17 protein-coding genes and 1 tRNA gene are annotated in these 17,697 nt (G+C 47.4%); 1 reads left to right on the forward strand and 17 read right to left on the reverse strand.

The genetic code is table 11. The features are described from left to right. Positions 1 to 367: 367 nt before the first annotated feature. Together Q4A89_RS09690 and Q4A89_RS09695 are read right to left on the reverse strand one after the other, a co-directional pair. Complete coding sequence (locus Q4A89_RS09690) at positions 368 to 1,012, reverse strand: Crp/Fnr family transcriptional regulator (protein WP_303185198.1); 645 nt, start codon at positions 1,010 to 1,012, stop codon at positions 368 to 370. A gap of 146 nt (positions 1,013 to 1,158) precedes the next feature. Beyond that, positions 1,159 to 1,233 (reverse strand) — tRNA-Val (locus Q4A89_RS09695). Positions 1,234 to 1,887: 654 nt separating this feature from the next. On the opposite strand from Q4A89_RS09695, the gene Q4A89_RS09700 reads away from it, so the two are divergent. After that, positions 1,888 to 3,498 (forward strand): DUF4139 domain-containing protein, encoded by a 1,611-nt coding sequence (locus tag Q4A89_RS09700; protein ID WP_303185199.1) that lies wholly within the window; start codon positions 1,888 to 1,890, stop codon positions 3,496 to 3,498. Between the two features lie 24 nt (positions 3,499 to 3,522). Here Q4A89_RS09700 and folK read toward each other — a convergent pair whose 3' ends face one another. The 15 genes from folK to Q4A89_RS09775 all read right to left on the reverse strand — a co-directional run bounded on the left by folK (position 3,523) and on the right by Q4A89_RS09775 (position 17,243). Then, on the reverse strand, positions 3,523 to 4,008 hold the full coding sequence (folK, locus tag Q4A89_RS09705) for a 2-amino-4-hydroxy-6-hydroxymethyldihydropteridine diphosphokinase (RefSeq protein ID WP_303185200.1): 486 nt from the start codon (positions 4,006 to 4,008) through the stop codon (positions 3,523 to 3,525). Beyond that, entirely contained in the window at positions 4,005 to 5,054 is a 1,050-nt protein-coding gene (gene queA, locus Q4A89_RS09710; RefSeq protein ID WP_303185201.1) for a tRNA preQ1(34) S-adenosylmethionine ribosyltransferase-isomerase QueA, read from the reverse strand. Before queA ends, folK begins: the two co-directional genes overlap by 4 nt. A gap of 15 nt (positions 5,055 to 5,069) precedes the next feature. Beyond that, positions 5,070 to 5,789, reverse strand: coding sequence for a tRNA pseudouridine(55) synthase TruB (truB, locus tag Q4A89_RS09715; protein WP_303185202.1), 720 nt, complete (start codon positions 5,787 to 5,789; stop codon positions 5,070 to 5,072). An 11-nt stretch (positions 5,790 to 5,800) separates the two neighbouring features. Further along, entirely contained in the window at positions 5,801 to 6,613 is an 813-nt protein-coding gene (locus Q4A89_RS09720) for an undecaprenyl-diphosphate phosphatase (protein WP_303185203.1), read from the reverse strand. Continuing rightward, positions 6,610 to 6,864, reverse strand: coding sequence for a DUF3098 domain-containing protein (locus Q4A89_RS09725; protein ID WP_303185204.1), 255 nt, complete (start codon positions 6,862 to 6,864; stop codon positions 6,610 to 6,612). Before Q4A89_RS09725 ends, Q4A89_RS09720 begins: the two co-directional genes overlap by 4 nt. Before the next feature lie 24 nt (positions 6,865 to 6,888). Continuing rightward, a complete protein-coding gene (locus Q4A89_RS09730) occupies positions 6,889 to 7,767 on the reverse strand; it encodes an ABC transporter permease (RefSeq protein WP_303185205.1) in 879 nt (292 codons plus the stop codon). Positions 7,768 to 8,221: 454 nt separating this feature from the next. Further along, on the reverse strand, positions 8,222 to 9,235 hold the full coding sequence (locus Q4A89_RS09735) for a 2-oxoacid:ferredoxin oxidoreductase subunit beta (RefSeq protein ID WP_303185206.1): 1,014 nt from the start codon (positions 9,233 to 9,235) through the stop codon (positions 8,222 to 8,224). Positions 9,236 to 9,237: 2 nt separating this feature from the next. Beyond that, positions 9,238 to 11,097 carry a 2-oxoacid:acceptor oxidoreductase subunit alpha gene (locus Q4A89_RS09740; RefSeq protein ID WP_303185207.1) on the reverse strand — a complete coding sequence of 620 codons (1,860 nt, stop codon included), beginning with the start codon at positions 11,095 to 11,097 and terminating at the stop codon, positions 9,238 to 9,240. Positions 11,098 to 11,154: 57 nt separating this feature from the next. Then, positions 11,155 to 11,691, reverse strand: coding sequence for a shikimate kinase (locus Q4A89_RS09745; protein ID WP_303185208.1), 537 nt, complete (start codon positions 11,689 to 11,691; stop codon positions 11,155 to 11,157). A 231-nt stretch (positions 11,692 to 11,922) separates the two neighbouring features. Continuing rightward, positions 11,923 to 13,683 carry a S8 family serine peptidase gene (locus Q4A89_RS09750; protein WP_303185209.1) on the reverse strand — a complete coding sequence of 587 codons (1,761 nt, stop codon included), beginning with the start codon at positions 13,681 to 13,683 and terminating at the stop codon, positions 11,923 to 11,925. Between the two features lie 4 nt (positions 13,684 to 13,687). Continuing rightward, on the reverse strand, positions 13,688 to 14,518 hold the full coding sequence (locus Q4A89_RS09755) for a hypothetical protein (RefSeq protein ID WP_303185210.1): 831 nt from the start codon (positions 14,516 to 14,518) through the stop codon (positions 13,688 to 13,690). A gap of 4 nt (positions 14,519 to 14,522) precedes the next feature. Then, on the reverse strand, positions 14,523 to 15,347 hold the full coding sequence (locus Q4A89_RS09760; protein ID WP_303185212.1) for a hypothetical protein: 825 nt from the start codon (positions 15,345 to 15,347) through the stop codon (positions 14,523 to 14,525). A 16-nt stretch (positions 15,348 to 15,363) separates the two neighbouring features. Beyond that, a complete protein-coding gene (locus Q4A89_RS09765; protein ID WP_303185213.1) occupies positions 15,364 to 16,143 on the reverse strand; it encodes a hypothetical protein in 780 nt (259 codons plus the stop codon). Between the two features lie 10 nt (positions 16,144 to 16,153). Beyond that, a complete protein-coding gene (locus Q4A89_RS09770; RefSeq protein ID WP_303185215.1) occupies positions 16,154 to 16,813 on the reverse strand; it encodes a tail fiber domain-containing protein in 660 nt (219 codons plus the stop codon). A gap of 1 nt (position 16,814) precedes the next feature. Next, entirely contained in the window at positions 16,815 to 17,243 is a 429-nt protein-coding gene (locus tag Q4A89_RS09775; protein ID WP_303185216.1) for a hypothetical protein, read from the reverse strand. Positions 17,244 to 17,697 lie beyond the last annotated feature (454 nt).

The following is a 17,697-nucleotide window of genomic DNA, read 5'->3' on the forward strand; positions in this document are numbered from 1 at the left end:
AACATCTCAACATCTCAACGCCCGAAGGACATAACCATTAACCATTTTCCAACCAAGGGCTGAAAGCCCGATTTATTTCAGCCCCATCCCGCAAGGGTGGGAGGATTGATGTAGATACATGTTTGGAGGGCTGAAAGCCTGAATTAATCAGTTGTCAGTTTTTGACCACAAGTTGCACAAGTTTAGTCAGACATCAGCCGTTAGCGCTCGTAATTCTTTATTACTTTGACTACCATTAACGACTCTACTACTTTAATTATTTATTTGCGTTCGTACTTCATAATTTTTAGGGTGATTAGCAGTCTCAGCGTTTTGGGGAATTAAGTTGAATTGTAGAGGGGGTGTCAACACGGCACGCCCTCTCTTTTTATGAATCGGTTTTCGGGAGCGAGCGTTTCAGCAGGGTGATTTTGCCGCGTTCGAGTTTAACGATTCCTTCGTGACACAGTTCCTGCAACACCCGGTTGAGCGAGGGACGCGCCACGCCTAACCGGTCGGCGATTTCCTGTTGCTTTCCGTAGTGCTCTCGCGTATGAAGATATTGCAATAACTGTTCGCGAAGCGATTTTAGAGCAAAACTGTTGAGTCGTCCGGTCAGTACGGCACACTTGTCCGAAATTTCGCGCAGGAAATTCTCCATCATGCGCAAGTCGGCATGCAACATCTTGAGCAGCGTGTCCTTGTTCAGCACAAGCACTTCGCAGGGTGAGGTCGTTTCGATATTGACGGGAAACACGTTGTGCGTAGCCAGCAGGAAAGCAGGTGCGAGCACCGCCCAGTCGGTAAATTGCTCGACAATGATTTGTCGGCCTTCCCGATTAATCATCGAAGCATTAACACGGCCGTGGCAGAGAATAAACAACGAACGACACGCTTCGCCTTGCATCGCCAGAAACGACTGTTCGGGATACGATCGGAGCGCATAACCGTAACGGTCGAACAAGTCCTTGACCGTTTCCGGCTTCACGCCCTGAAACAACGTGCAATGTGCTGTCAATTCTTGAATAAACATACGGCAAAGATACTGTTTTTTTCATCGTTCGCTCTGCCGGATATCGGGAAGTGGGAGATTCGGACACAAAAAAACCTGCGAATCATCATCGATCGGCAGGTTGCTATTTATTAATTTGTCCTATGAAAACACTTAAATAATTTCCGTGGGCGCTGAGGGATTCGAACCCCCGACCCTCTGCTTGTAAGGCAGATGCTCTGAACCAGCTGAGCTAAGCGCCCGAATAAACCGGGAAAAAGTTATGTCTTCCTCTGAAAGACGCTGCAAAGATAAATGATTTTTTCTTCCCCACAAACTTTTTTGAAAAAAACTTTTCGGATGACCGAAAAAAAGAAGAACAAGGGAAAAACGAAAAATGGAGCCCTTCGGGCGTTGAGTTGTTTGATTGTTTAGTCGTTTAGTTGTTGATTGTTGGCTGAATACTGATAACTGAATACTGTAAAAGCCCTGAAAGGGCGCATTAATTCAGCCCAATGTGGAGCGAAGCGTTGAGGAAAAAGCCCCCCAGCGGAGGGCTAAAAGCCTGACATAACTCAATTGTTAATGGTTATGCGTGGTACACGATATCCGAACGCAAAAGAAAACTTGCGAACCTTGCAGTTTATTTTACCACAAAGAGCGCAAGGGAAACCACAAAGGGCACAAAGGTTGTTCCGACGGGCGAACACAGAGGATCGCCCCTACGCTGCATACCGGCATGGGGTGGCACAAAACCGCCTCCAACAACTAAACATCTAAACAATCAGATAACGGAATACTAAACAAAAAACACACAAACCATCCAACAGAACAAGAATTCATTCAATAATCCAACAAAATTCAAAATTATCTTGTAGCTTTGTATCGCGTTACAAACACCTTAAAAACAAATCGCAATGAGAACAGGAATTATTTTAACCGGAATTTTTATGATGAGTATGATGATGGAAACACAAGCGAATGTACGAAAGACCGTCGGCTCGAAACTGGACGAAGTGACGGTCTTTCTCCGTGGGGCGGAGCTGAAACACTCGGCCGAAGTCTCCCTGACGCAGGGCGAGAACGAAGTATGGATTGAGGGGCTGAGCACCCAAATCGATGCCGGCAGTCTGAATATACGTGCCGGCGCGGGAATCGTTATCTCGGCCTACGAGTTCGTGCCAGCACATGTATCGGAACAAATCACCGACCCGGCGCTCCGAAAGCTGCGCGACTCGCTGGAAATGTATCAAAAGAACGTGCAACAGATCGACATCGAGATGAACGTCCACCGGCAGATGCTGGAGATGCTGGAGAAGGGGATGACCCAGAAAATGTCTTCGCAGGAGAAAGGCATGACACTCGACGAGCTGGCTAAAAGCATGGAGTACTTCAAAAACAAACACATCGAAATCGAGACGCTACTGATCAAGCGCGAAGAAGAAAAGAAGCGCCTCGAAACGAACATCGCACGTATCACAAACGAGCTGAAGGCTGGCGGGCATGAAACGGGAGCACTGAAACTGAGCCTCACCGCGCCGTCGGCCATGAAGAGCCGGCTGGCTGTAAGCTATTGCACGTTCGCGGCGGGCTGGTCGCCTTATTACCACCTGCATGTGGAATCGATCGAACACCCGGTGCAGATCGTCTCGAAAGCGCGGATACGCCAGACAACGGGCGTCGACTGGAAACGTGTGAAGTTAACGCTCTCAACGGGAGCGCCCGGCAAAGGACAAGTAGCCCCGCTCTTCAACACATGGTTCCTGCACGAATGGACATCCGGACCGATGCTGCGAAGTCAGCCGTCCGTACGAAACGTCTACGATAGTAAAGAAAGCCAAAAGATGGTGGTAGAAGAAGCCTCCGTAGCCATGGCCGAAGCAACAGTCGACGACTATCTGACGGTGGACGACAATGCACTGGTCACCACCTATGCGATCGACCTGCCCTACACCATCCCCGGCAACGGCAAGGAACAGAACATCGACCTGCGGGTGCAGCAGGCCAACGCGAACTACCGCTTCTACGCGGCGCCGAAATTAGACACGCGCACATACCTCACCGCCGAACTGACGGAGAGCGAGAAGCTGGACCTGCCGAGCGGCAAGGCCATGATCTCGTACGACGATATGTATCTGGGCGAAACGTATATCGACGGCTCCGGCACGCTGCAAAACCTGACGCTGACGCTCGGCACGGATCAGCGCATCTCCGTGAAACGGGAAAAGATGCAGGATTTCAGCAGTACGCGCTTGTTCGGATCGGATGTGAAGCAAGTGTTCACGTACAAAATCACCGTCAAAAACAATCAGAAGAAAGAAATCAAACTGACGCTCAAAGACCAGTATCCGATCTCGACACAGAAAAATATCGAAGTAGAACTGCTGAAAGAAACGACCCCGCCGACCACGAACAAGACGGAAACGGGCGTGGTCACGTGGGAAGATACGTTTCAACCGGGCGAGACGAAGAGCTATCAGATCAGTTACAGCGTGAAATACCCGAAAGGGATGCAACTGAATCTGTGACGGCGGCCATATGGCGGGTGCCCCTCACAAGGCATGAAGCAGCTCGTCGACCGTGCGATGCAATACCGGATGGCGGAGTGCCGGCGCTACCTCGGCCAGTGGCTCGAGCACAAACCGCCGATGGTGCATCAGCGGATGAGGAACAGTCAGCTCGGGCGTTTCACACACCAAATCGTCGTACAACAAAATATCGATATCAATCGGACGGTCGTGATACGTGTGGTTTTCGCTCTTGACCGTGCGTCCCAACTCGCGCTCAATCTGCTGCGTAAGCGCCAGCAGGTCGGCGGGCGAAAGCGTGGTTTGCAGATGGACGGCGGCATTGAGGAACGTATGCTCCGAATCGAACCCCCACGGCTCAGTCTCGTAAAAAGCCGAAAGGGTAGGAATATCTCCCGCCCTTTCGGCCAACAGCGCCAACGCCGTAATCATATTCTTTCGCTTATTCCCCTGATTCGAGCCTAAACTCAGGTAGGCATTGCTTGTTGTTGGAACCTCGGTTGTCGTCATAAAATCAACATGGCATCGCCGTAAGCGCAAAAACGGTATTTCTCCTTGATGGCCGTCTGATAGGCTTCCATCGTCAGGTCATACCCTCCGAACGAGGCCGTCATCATCAGCAATGTGGAAAGCGGCATGTGAAAGTTCGTAATCATCGCATTGGCGATACTGAATTCGTAAGGCAGGAAGATAAACTTATTCGTCCATCCGTCATACTCCTTCAGGTTGCGGTCTGTCCCGACCGCCGTTTCGATGGCACGCATCACCGACGTACCCACGGCGCACACCTTACGCCCGTCGGATTTGGCCTTGTTGACCGCCTGCACCACCTCACCGTTAATGATCATCTGCTCGGAATCCACCTTATGCTTCGACAAATCTTCGACATCAATATCACGATATGTGCCCAAGCCGGAATGTACGGTCAGATAAACGAAGCTGCAATCCTTGATCTCAAGCCGCTTCATCAACTCGCGACTGAAATGCAGCCCGGCAGCGGGAGCTACGACAGCGCCCTCTTCCGTGGCGTATATCGTCTGGTAACGCTCTACATCCTCAGGCTCGGCGGGGCGGTTCATGTACTTGGGCAACGGCGTTTCGCCCAAAGCGAACAGGGCTTTGACAAACTCTTCGTGCGTGCCGTCGTAGAGAAAACGCAACGTCCGTCCGCGCGAAGTCGTATTATCGATCACTTCGGCGACCATCGAGTCGTTCTTCCCGAAGTAGAGCTTGTTCCCGATGCGGATCTTACGCGCCGGATCGACGAGTACATCCCACAAACGCATGCTCTCGTTCAGCTCGCGCAGCAGGAACACCTCGATCTTGGCACCGGTTTTTTCCTTGTTGCCATACAAACGAGCCGGAAACACCCGCGTATTGTTCATCACGAACACATCGCCGGCTCCGAAATATTTGATAAGGTCTTTGAAGACCTTATGCTCGATCTTGCCGGTATCGCGATGTAAGACCATCAGGCGAGACTCGTCGCGGTGCGGTGCCGGATAGGCCGCAATCAGTTCCGGCGGCAAATTGAATTTGAAGTTTGAGAGTTTCATATGATTATTTTAATTTTAATTCGATGATTCAACCGGATGAGACGACTCCGCGAGGGCACGATCCAGAAAAGCTTCCATCTCTTCGGGACGGATGCAGCGATCAAGGGTCACCTCACCGATGCGCGTGCGTTGCAAAGCGATCAGGTGCGCTCCGGAGCGGAGAGCTATACCGATATCGCGCGCCAACGCACGGATATACGTTCCTTTGCTGCATACCACCCGTATCTTGATAACCGGAAGTGCGTATTCCAACAGTTCCAACTCGTCGATGACAAGCGTCTTCGCTTTCAAAGCAACTTCTTCACCTCTGCGCGCCAGCTCATAGGCGCGCTTGCCTCCTACCTTGCATGCCGAAAAGACAGGAGGTACCTGCCGGATGGTACCCACGAACGTGACCAGCGTCTGCTCAACCAGCTCGCGCGTGATATGCCCGGTCGGATAAGTACAATCGATCTCTTTCTCCAAATCGAAAGACGGAGTAGTCGCTCCCAATTGCAGAGTCGCCACATATTCCTTCGTCTGATACTGGAACTCGTCGATACGCTTCGTAGCCTTACCCGTACAGACAATCAGAACACCCGTCGCCTTCGGATCTAACGTCCCGGCATGACCGACTTTGATCTTTTTAACCTTCAGCCTGCGGGAAAGCAGATAGCGGAACTTGTTCACCAGATCGAACGACGTCCAATCCAACGGCTTGTCAAAATATACGATTTCACCCGCAAGAAAATCCATCGTTACCTCGCTTATTTAAAGAATGAATAGATGATGGCCAGCGTTCCGACAGCCATACAGTAGTAAGCGAAATAGATCAGCTTACCACGCTTGACGATGCCGATCATCCATTTGCACGCAACAGCCCCCGAAACGAAAGCCGCCGCAAAACCGCACCACATCGCTACGGGCGACATGGTCGCATAAGCCGACGCCTCATCGCCCTTAAGCATCTTCACGACATCGAGCAGGGCTTCGCCCAAGACCGGAATAAGCACCATCAAAAACGAAAACTTCGCCACCTGCTCTTTCTTGTTTCCCAGCATAATACCCGTTGCAATCGTCGTGCCCGATCGCGAAAGGCCGGGCATGACGGCGCAAGCCTGCGCCACTCCGATGATCAGAGCGTCGCGAAACGAGATACGCTCTTTTCGCACGTTAGGCTTGGTAAAATACGATACCAGCAGCAAGGCTGCCGTAAGCAGTAGCATACACCCTACAATCAACAGCCCCTGTCCGAACACGGCCTCGACGTGATCCTTAAAAAACAGCCCGATAATGCCGACCGGTACGGCCGAAAGCAACAATTTGGCGACAGTTAGCGTCTCTTCGTTACGTCGAAAAGCGAAAAACCCTTTGAACAGGCCTTTGATCTCTCCCCACAGCACGACAATGGTGCTGCAGACCGTAGCCACATGCAGCAATGTGGTGAAGGCGAGAATCTCTTCACCGCTCTTCATCCCGAACAGCGTACCGGCAATCGTCAAATGGCCGCTGCTGCTGACCGGCAAAAACTCCGTCAGCCCCTGAATGATTCCGAGAATAACCGCTTCGATCCAGCTCATTCTCCGAGGGTTCCTTCCTTACGTTCCGACGTTTTCTTATCGCCCTTCAAGATGCCGAAAACCATGAGTATAAACCCGGCCATCGTCACGATCGGAGCAATGACAATACGTTGTTTGCTGAAAATCTCGGGATTGAAAGAGATACCGTCTTTCGACCCGCCGCCACTCATCAGAGCGAAACCGACAACAATCAATAAGACGGAGACCCCGATCCAGATAAAATTGCTCTTTCCAAATGCAAAATCTTTCATATTTCTTGAATATATCCTTATTGTTTAAATATAATACATTTTTCCTCTGGCCATATACAAATAGCGATTTACGGCAAAATAGGCCGCCAGCACGGACAACACGACACCCAACACAAGTACCGCACCATAAACGACAAGCAACCCTTCACCGCGCAATATTTGCTCCAGCCCCGCAAGCTCACCCTGCAAATAATACAACGTTCCCATCAGCATCATTATTGCCAGTATACCGGCAATCAGTCCGCTGACGATGTTATAGCGGATAAACGGCCGACGGATAAAGGCCGGCGTAGCCCCGACAAGACGCATGGTGTACACCAAAAAGCGCTTCGAGTATATCAGCAGTCGGATGGTATTGCTGATCAGCACGAACGAAATCAGAATCAAAATAGTTATCAGCGTAAACAATACCAAACCGATACGCCGGATATTGCTGTTCACCACCTGCATGATGTCTTTCTGATACAGCAATTCCGACACATTCGTGTATGAAGTGAGCTTCTTTTCAATGTGTTGCAGACTGTCCGGATTGGCGTAAGCGGATTTCAACTTCACCTCGATCGAAGCCTGAAACGGATTGAAACCGAGAAACGTCTGCGGGTCTTCTCCTAACTCCGCGACCATCTCCTTGGCCGCCTCTTCCTTCGAGATATATTTCGCGCACTTGATAAACGGCTGGGCATTCAACTGCTTCTCCATTTGCCGGATATCAGCCTCTTTGATCTCCTCTTTGAGGATGATGGAAAACGAAATATTCTCCTTCATATAAACCGACAATTCTTTGCTCATCAACCCGAAAATAAAGAAAAGTCCCATCATATACAATGCGAGCGCAATGCTTATGACGGAAATCAGGCGGGAGTTGAAAAACGAAATCGGCGCTTTCTTCTTGCTTGCTGTCATGCTCCTGTACGTTATTTCTGCAACCATTGGGAGGCAATCAGGATATGACCTACCCAATTTTAGTGCAAAAGAACGATTTATTTGCGGAACAACACAACATGTTAGTATTATTTAACGCGAACATCCTAAGCTTTTCACGGTTGCCGACACCTCAGAATGGCCTGTCGAATCTATCGAGAGCGATTGATTAAAGAACTTGTGATGCTTCTGCCTGTTTTTCCATACCGGTTCTCTGACGACACCGTTCGTATGGCGTCAAAAAAGAGGGTGTGTCAAAATGCAATGTTTGGGCACACCCTCTTTAGGTGTGTAAGAATGGGTAAAAAGCAAGGCGCTAAGGATGAGGGTGAGGGAGCATACTAAGGGATGTGACCGAGCTCTCATTCCGCAAGCAACGAAGCAGTTTGCCCGTTATGACACACCGCCCTTTCCTGTTTTATTCAAGCACAACGGCTTACTTGACTTCCCACGTCTCGCCGGTCATCAACATCTCGTGCAATGTTCGGGCCGATTTCTTCGCTTGTACTTCGGCAAGCTGCTGATGTACGGCCTCATCGTATACCGGTGCTTCCACATCGCGGATAATACCGAGTGCTACGGGCATGTCATCGGTCATCATGGCAAGCATCATGTGCAAGGTGTTATCTCTTTCGTGCGCATCATGAACGAGAACATCGTCGATCGTATAGCCGTCTTCTCCAAGCGTCACCGCCTTAAGCTTCAATCCGTCGAGCACAAGTCCCTTCTGATTGTCTTTCCCGAAGAGCATCTTTTCGCCATGGCGCAGGAAAATCGTCTTCTCGGCACGTACCTCACGGTCCGAAACCTGCCGATGGATACCGTGATTAAAGATCACACAATTGACAAGCACCTCCGTAACGGATGTTCCTTTATGGCGGGCGGACGCCGCAAGAATATCGGTCAGGTTCGACAAGTCTACATCGAGTGCGCGAGCGAAGAAGTGTCCGCGGGCACCCAGTGTCAACTCGGCGGGGATAAACGGATCTTCCACCGTTCCGTACGGCGAACTTTTCGACACGAATCCACGATCGGAAGTCGGAGAATACTGCCCTTTCGTCAAACCGTATATTTTGTTGTTCATCAATACGATATTCAAATCGACATTGCGTCGTACGGCATGAATAAAGTGATTTCCTCCGATAGCCAAACAGTCGCCATCGCCGGTAACGAGCCATACGCTCAAATTGGGACGCGCCGTTTTCACCCCCGTCGCAATGGCAGCGCCACGTCCGTGAATGGTATGGAAACCATACGCATTCATATAGTACGGCAGTCGTGACGAGCAACCGATACCGGAGATCACGGCCGTCTGATGAGGCGGTATCCCCACTTCGGCCATTGCCTTGTGCAGACAGTTCAACGTAGCATGGTCACCACATCCGGGACACCAGCGCACATACTGGTCACTTTTATAATCTTTGGGAGTATATTTCAAATCTGTATTCATAATTATTTGCCCTCCATAATTTTCGTAAATTCTTCAACTAAGCGGGATACGACAAAGGGTTGTCCTTTGATACGGTTAAACTTGTGCGGATTAAAGTCTTTGATCTTACTACGCAAATAGCTGGCGAACTGCCCGTTATTCTGTTCAGCTACCACAACATTGGGATAATGCTTCAGGATTTGCTCCGTATTTTTAGGCAGCGGGTTAATGAAGCGAAAATGAGCCATTCCGATCTTATGGCCGTTCTGACGCAGAATATCCATTGCCTCATGCAGATGACCATACGTTCCTCCCCAGCCTACAATCAGCAGGTCGGCATCCTGATCCCCCAACACTTCGACGTCGGGAATATGTTCCGCAATGTTATCGATTTTTCCCTGGCGTGTCTGTACCATCTTCTGGTGGTTCTTCGGATCGGTCGAGATAGAACTGGTATCGTAGTCTTTCTCCAACCCCCCGATACGATGGGTAAAACCCTCGGTTCCGGGCACCGCCCAGTAGCGAACGAGGCTTTCTTTATCGCGCCGATAAGCCTTCCACGGCTCCTCACTCTTATAATTCTCCACGTAATTCGGCTTGATCGCCGGATAATCGTTCAGATAATCCGGAATACGCCAGGCAGAAGAACCGTTAGCGATAAACGCATCCGTGAGCAGAATCACCGGAGTCATGTGTTCTACAGCCAACTTACCGGCCCAATAGGCCATATCGAAGCAATCGGTAGGAGTCGAGGCAGCCAGTACAACGACAGGGCTTTCCCCGTTTCGTCCGTAAAGCGCCTGCATCAAGTCGGCCTGCTCGCTTTTGGTTGGCATTCCGGTCGACGGGCCTCCGCGCTGCACGTCAATCACCACCAACGGCAGCTCGGCAATCATCGCCAAGCCGATCGCTTCGCTTTTGAGCGCGAGTCCGGGGCCGGAAGTCGATGTCACACCCAAGCACCCGGCGAAGCTGGCACCGATAGCCGTACAAATTCCGGCAATCTCGTCTTCTGCCTGTACCGTGATGACTCCAAGGTTTTTGTGTTTGGAAAGTTCGTGCAAAATATCGGTTGCGGGGGTGATCGGATAACTCCCAAGGAACAACCGAAGGTTACCTTTTTCGGCCGCGGCGATCAGCCCGTACGAAGTCGCATTGTTTCCGTTCACATCCGTATAGACGCCGGGCTTCTGCTTCGATCCTTCGATCCGATAAGTCGAAACGGAGGCATGAATGTTGTTCCCGTAGTTATATCCGTCGGTCAGAGCCTTGATATTGGCCTTGGCGATGTCCGGTTTTTTAGCGAACTTCGTCTGAAGCATGGTCATGGCATGATCTAACGGACGGTCGAACAGCCAACAGACGAGTCCGAGCGTAAACATGTTCTTGCAGCGCAAGGCCGACTTGTTATCCAGCCCGAATTCGGCCAATCCGTCGCGCACCATCGTCGAGATCGGTGCGGAAACGACCTGCACATTCGTCAGACCAAGCTCCTCAATGGGATCTTCGGTTTTAAACTCGGCCTTCTCAAGGTCTCTCGTCGTAAACGAGTCGGAGTCGATGATTACGATCGAACCCGGTCTGAGGTTCTTCACGTTCACTTTAAGCGCCGCCGGGTTCATCGCCACCAATACATCGGCCTTATCGCCGGGGGTGTACACTTTCTTCGTTCCCAGATGTACCTGGAAACCGGAAATGCCGCTCAGCGAGCCTTGCGGCGCACGCACTTCGGCCGGATAGTCGGGAAACGTGGAAATATCGTTCCCGAAGATGGCCGACAGATTGGAGAAGATCGTGCCGGTAAGTTGCATACCATCACCACTATCTCCCGAAAAACGGATCACCACATGATCCAGTGTCGTTACTTTGGTTGGTTCTGTCATGACAATTTAATATTGTTCAATATTTTCAGAAAAAGTATAATTATATGGATATATATTTTACGAATAGCGTGTGTCGATCATTTTTTGAAGTGTTGCGGCCAGTGTCGTTACGTCGTTCTCGGTAACCAGTACTTCCACATCGAACGTAATGTGTGCCTGCTCGTAAAAAGGAGCGCGCTCCGTCAAGGATGCTTTGACGAAATGCGTCAAGCCTGCTCCCGAAAGCCCTTTCAATAAAGGACGATTCGGTTTGCAATGTTCGAGACGATCGGACAGTCCTTGAGGAGAAGCCTTTAAATAGACTGTCGTCCCGATGGAATTCATGTATGCCATGTTGTCAAAAAAACACGGAGTGCCTCCTCCGGTAGAAATAACCACGTTTTCAAAATCAGCCACTTCATGCAAGGCCTTTTTCTCGATTTGCCGAAACGCCTCTTCTCCCTTTTCTTCAAAAAGCTGTCGGACCGTTTTACGATACCGGCCCTCCATAAAGTGATCGAGGTCTATAAACGACAAGCCGCTTTGCTTCGAAAGCTCTTTGCCCATCGTCGTCTTACCAGCTCCCATGTAGCCAATCAGGAAAATGCGTCTCATGCTACTGACTTTTTCGGGGACAAAGGTAGAAAATAAATTAGAAAAGAAGCCTGCTCTGTAAATAATCTTCAGAGCAACCTGTTAAATTCGGTCATAACGGTCTGTTTGAACAGAATCAAACAGACTAAATAAAGTCCGGAGAAATTTCACATCCAAAGAGGGTGCGCCTAAACATTCCGTTTAGACACACCCTCAAAATCCTTCGGACACGAGTTTCTGTTATCTACTTTATTATCTCACCTCAAAACAACAGCCTGAATTCACCTCAAATGTTCCGTTAACAGACGTTTCAGGTGATTTGACGGTCAATTTCGCACCACTAGACACCGTTACGTTCCGTAACGTAAAACCGGAACTGCAACTTCGGGCAAATCGGTTGGACGATATGTTATTCGCCAAACTGTTTACGCAATTTGCCGCCTGAACGGCCGCTTCGGCATCTACTAATCCGTAGCCCACCTCCCTGTTCCAAGTCCCGTTGGGATGGTTGGGTGTCTCTTTAAACTCATAACGGTCCAGTTTACGGCATGTCATTTCGATAATACTCCGAACTTCATGTTCGTACAGTTGCGAATTAACGGATAAGATCAATGCTGCAATACCTGCTACCTGAGGGCAGGCAGCTGAAGTGCCACGAAAACCATGGCGATAATCACCTGCAGGACTGGGCGCCGTATTTGTACCTTTAGGCCCTTGTAAATCGGTTGTATAGACTCTTATAGCCGCATCTTCTTTTCCGTCTGGGCCAACCGGAGCGACCACATCCAACTCGTTTCCATAATTGGAGCGTGGAACACGTTGACCATTATTTAGAACGGAACCTACAGCCATTACATTCGAGAGATTGGCTGGGTTGCGTACCTGAGGTTTTCCATCATTATGGGAACAAAAAACAACTACGCACCCTTTTCCGCGTCTTCCCCGAAGAATGCATTCGCTAATAACAGCGTCATGAGTAGGGCTTTTGTAGCCATTAAATCCCCATGAATTGTTGATAACATCAGCACCTGCCTCGTAAGCATGTCTAAGCCCTCTCACATTAATATCTATTTGAGCATTCGTTGTTACATAATCATCTGAAAATATTCTTATCGGTATCATTTTACACCGTGGTGCAACACCTACCACTCCGATGGAATTATCAACAGCTCCTACGACACCTGCGCACCATGTGCCATGCCCATCGTTGCCCGTATAGCCTCCTTTGGTACCGTCTTGCCCTGCCGGAGCCGTAGCATCAAATCCAAGACTTTTCAGCAGATTGGCTTCCAGATCGGGATGCGTTAAATCAACGCCTTGATCGACAATGGCAATCTTGATATTACCGTTACCCTTGGTGATTCTCCATGCAGGCTCGATATTGATATCGATTCCGGGGATTCCACCAGTCTGCCCGGTATTTTTGAATGTCCACTGTTGGGGCCAATACGTATTGCCCAACATCGCTTCCATATAAAAATTGGGTTCGACAAAATCGACCGTTCCCGTTTCATATACCTTACGGCATACGGATAGCATATCCTTCATTTTGCAATCTAAAGTAAGCAGAGATATTCCCGATGCCGGCAAAATCAGTTCGTTTTCTCTGATTTTACCGGAGAGTCCGCTTTTTCGGATCACACTTTCTATCGTTTCTCCTTCGCGGGGTTTGACGAAAATACTGTTGGATAAAGCAAGCTGTGCAGTATTGTTATACTCCAACATATAATAGACATCTTCTACCCTATCGGATCGCATAAGTTCTTCATCCCGGAATCGATTCGGGTCGACCTTCGCTTTTACCCAACCGTCGGACAGTCTATCCAACGATTCGAACTTGAATTGCCGAATAGCCTGATCCTGCAAATCCTGTGATTTCGTCTTAAAGACAATGAGGTCTTTTCGAATCTTAAATACCTCTTTTTTCCCATCTTTCGAATAGAAAAAATCCGATTGAGCAAACAGATTCGTTGCAAGAAGTGCAACAAATAAACATAAATATAATCGTTTCATAGCTCTACTTTTTTGATTGTTCGTCTTTTTTGAAGGTCGAGATACGGTATCTTGGATATTCTAATACATTATTATAAAATAAATCAAGATCGAATTCGGAATCATTTATCATGCGGAAAAACAGCTTATGTTCCAGTTTCAGTTCCGATTTTCCGGCAAGTTCTTTCAATATGATCACATGCTCATCTTCCAGTATCTCATAATTATAACGATCTGAAGATTTGAAATGAGACGCGGTCGTCGAAATCACAACTTCTTTTTTATCGATAAATTCGATTTTTACGTCTTTTTTATAACCCGGAGGATAGATCGCCCAATATATGCCCGGTCGCAATGTCGGTTTCGGTTTCGGCCCTGTCGGTACGATTGAGGTCAATACCAATGTTCTCTGTTTATATCCCGAACTATCCGTTTGGGTTTGTACGATACCGCTCAACCGCACGTTGATTTCTCGAATAATCCCGAATCCGGTATCATGTACCAATTCTGCTTTCCAATCTTTTACGGAAGCCGAAAGGTTTTTTACTTTACACAAAGTCACTTCTCCCTTCTCGTCCGTATAGCCGAAGCATGTATCGCTTTTATACGCTGAATAATAGGATGGAGCGTATATCAGTATGTTTTCAACATTGGCATCCCATAAATCTGAATACGATTCATACGATTCCACAATCCGCAGTCTGGTTTCTAAGTTTTCGATCCTGATACCGTCGTCTGGTGTGGGCGGCTCGTTGTTTTTATTGCAGGATATTCCTGTGGCCAAAAGCAGCGGTATACAGATGCTTTTAAGCAACGAGGAGTTTATAATCGGGGCGTTTAAATATAATCGTTTCATAGCTTTATTTTTTGTATAGTTTATCTATATGTTTGAAAGTCAAAATCCGAAACCTCGGATATTCGAGAATACCACCCCAGGGATGTTCCAGTTCAAATTCATAATCATTTACTGCACGAAAAAACAATTCCCATTCCTTTCCTGAAACAGGGTCTTTCAGTACAATCGTATGTTTTTCTTCACGAATTGCATAATCATACTCTCCCTTTCCCGGCAATAGTACAGGAATTATCACATCGCTTTCATTGACAAAATTAACGCTCAGTCTTGTTTCCAGATGTGGATAGGTACTAAAATAGATTCCCCGTTGAAGTGTCGGCTTATTTCCGGTTCCTGACGGCTCCAATGAAGTCAACTCCAGCACACCCCGTTTTATTGCCTGTCCGGCTGTATCAAGCCGGACAACCCCGTTCATCCGCACATTGATTTCCCGAATCATACCGAATCCGGTATCATACACCAATTCTGCCTTCCAGTCCTTTACGGATTCCGGCAGGTTTTTCACTTCGCATTCGATGATCGCTCCCTGCTCGTCCATATAGCCGAAAAAGACTTTGCCCTTATAATAATATGGTTTGCCCGTATAGGAAATATTAAACGGTGGGTAGTATACCAGTATGTTTCCGGTATTGGCATGCCATAAATCCTCGACATTCGGATCAAGACTGTCGGGTACTGCTATCCGCAGCCTCGTTTGCAGATTTTCAATCTTAATGCCATCTTCTTTCTTGCCCGGACCATCTTCTTTCTTGCAAGATACTCCTACTACGACAAAAAGAAACAGGACACAAAGGCACTTAACAGTCAAAAACAAATATAATCGTTTCATAGCTCTACTTTTTTGATTATTCTGTCTTTTTAAACGTCATTAATACCTGGCCCGGATATTCAGCCGTATAACTACAGAAACAATGTGTTTCAAATTCGGAATCGCTTATCACATGAAAAAACATTTTTTGCTCCGGTACTACTCCGGTAACATCTTTCAGCATAATTGCATGTTCGGTATCGAATATTTCATAATGATATGTTTTTACCGGAAGCCCGGGTTCCATCAGTTTGAGTATTTTCCGATCGATAAATTCGATTTTCACCGATTTACCACCAAGTGTTGGATAAGTATGTGCATACATTCCCAATTGCAACACCGGTTTCGGCTTAGGCCCGGTTGGCACAATCGAAGTCAAATCCATCGTTCCCTGCTTCTTACCTAAACTGTCTGTTTCGGTCCGTACAATACCGCTCAGCCGCACATTGACTTCTGTGATCGTATCTAATGTGTTCTTATAAACAAATTCTCCTTTCCACTCTTTTACGGATGCCGGAAGATTTTTTACCTTACACAGAACAGTTTCTCCCTTTTCATCCGTATAGCCGAAGTATGTATTTCCTTTATACAAACCGTACGGAGGGTAATGTATCAGCATATTTTCAGGATTGGCACGCCATACGTGCTCGACATCGCTGCCTACCGAGGGTGAAACCACAATCCGCAGCCTCGTTTGCAGATTTTCAATCTTAATGCCATCTTCTTTCTTGCCCGGACCATCTTCTTTCTTGCAATACTGCCATGTCGTAAATAGCAACAAGATACAGATGTATCTGATAAATACAGTAGATTTCATAATGTTTTCCCTATGGATTAATCAGTTTTTTTGAACTTAAAACAGCCCCATTTACCATCAATCGATAGAAATTTATCCCTTTGGCAAGATCAGCTGCATACAACGTAATATGACCACTCTTCTCGGATACATTGAGAGGCATTGTTTTAACAACCGCCCCGCCAATCGAACAAACCACAATAGAAGCTTGTGTTGTACCTTCGGGTAATTGATAGCTGATTTCCGTACTGCCATTTACAGGATTGGGGACGTTCTGAGATAAATACTCACTGTCGTTAACAATTTTCCCCGTCGTATTATCGGAATAATCCGATGATACACCTCTTTTCAATGATATACCATGGTTACTGCTTTGCTCCAACTTCTCTACCCTTTCTTGCAGATCTTTGATAGCTTCTACCAATACGGGAATTAGTCCCGTATAGTTAATAGAAAGAATCCCTTCCGCATTCTCATCTACAAGTTCGGGAAATAATTCTTTCACTTCCTGAGCAATGAACCCATATTCCCGTATATATTTGTCTGTTTTTACTTTATTCAATTCATTCAATGCAGACGGTGCATCCTGTGCACTTATTTTTCCGGTCTCAACCATTTTGGCTATTTCTGCGGCATTGTCTTTCTTCGATTCAACCAATTTATCGTACATCTTTCCATTCAGCTGCTTCATTTTATTCATAATACACGGAGCGTTGTTCTCTCATGCTCTTAATGTTTCTCTTTTTCGTCTCATCCGATGTAATCAATAGCCCTGCCGATGTCCAAACTTGGCCGTTTACCTCCAATTTGTAAGTAGACGGCTTTCTGCCAACCCCAACATTGCCGTTATGTCCAACAAAAAGCTTGTAATTGCCTGCGGTTCCCTGTCCCAAAGTCCAGAAGTTCAAACCACCATCCCAGTACTCAATACCCTGTTTAGCTCCGATATAAACTCCCGGGGAAGCAGCCGAAGCCACCGATGTGTAGTTTGCAGGTCGTGGCCCTACAAAGAGATGATTGTCTCTAAATAACAATTGTGCCTTGGCAGAGAAAACACCCATTACCATAAAAATTGCTACTGCGACTACTGTCGCTACTCTTGTTTTAACTCTCGTTTCCATTTTCTTTTGATTCAAAATTAATAATATGTATTTGCAAAGAAAAAACAAAAAATAAAACAAGTGTCAGCCTTTGTTTTGTTTGACTAAATTATATTCTATTTAACGATTGAGTCTTGGGAGTAAATATATAGCATGAATACTAGACAGATTGATAAGAAATTTGTTTGGTTTATCCCAATAGACGAATCTGAAAATTATTCATAAATGATAAAAATCCGACAGGGTAAGCGAATGTAAAAGCAAATTTATGTAGAGTTTGTTGGTATTTGTTTTTAAAAGCATGAGATCAATCTGCCATGAATAGTAAATAGTAAAAAGAAGGATTCATCTCTAAATCATAACCTCCAGATTCCGCAATAGAACAAATCATAATGAATTTCATTCAGGCCTTCAGCCCTGCGAACAAGGTCCGGATGTCGATCCCCCACCCTTGCGGGATGGGGCTGAAATAATC

Origin of the sequence: Tannerella sp., from assembly GCF_030528505.1 — a bacterium.
GTDB lineage: Bacteria > Bacteroidota > Bacteroidia > Bacteroidales > Tannerellaceae > Tannerella.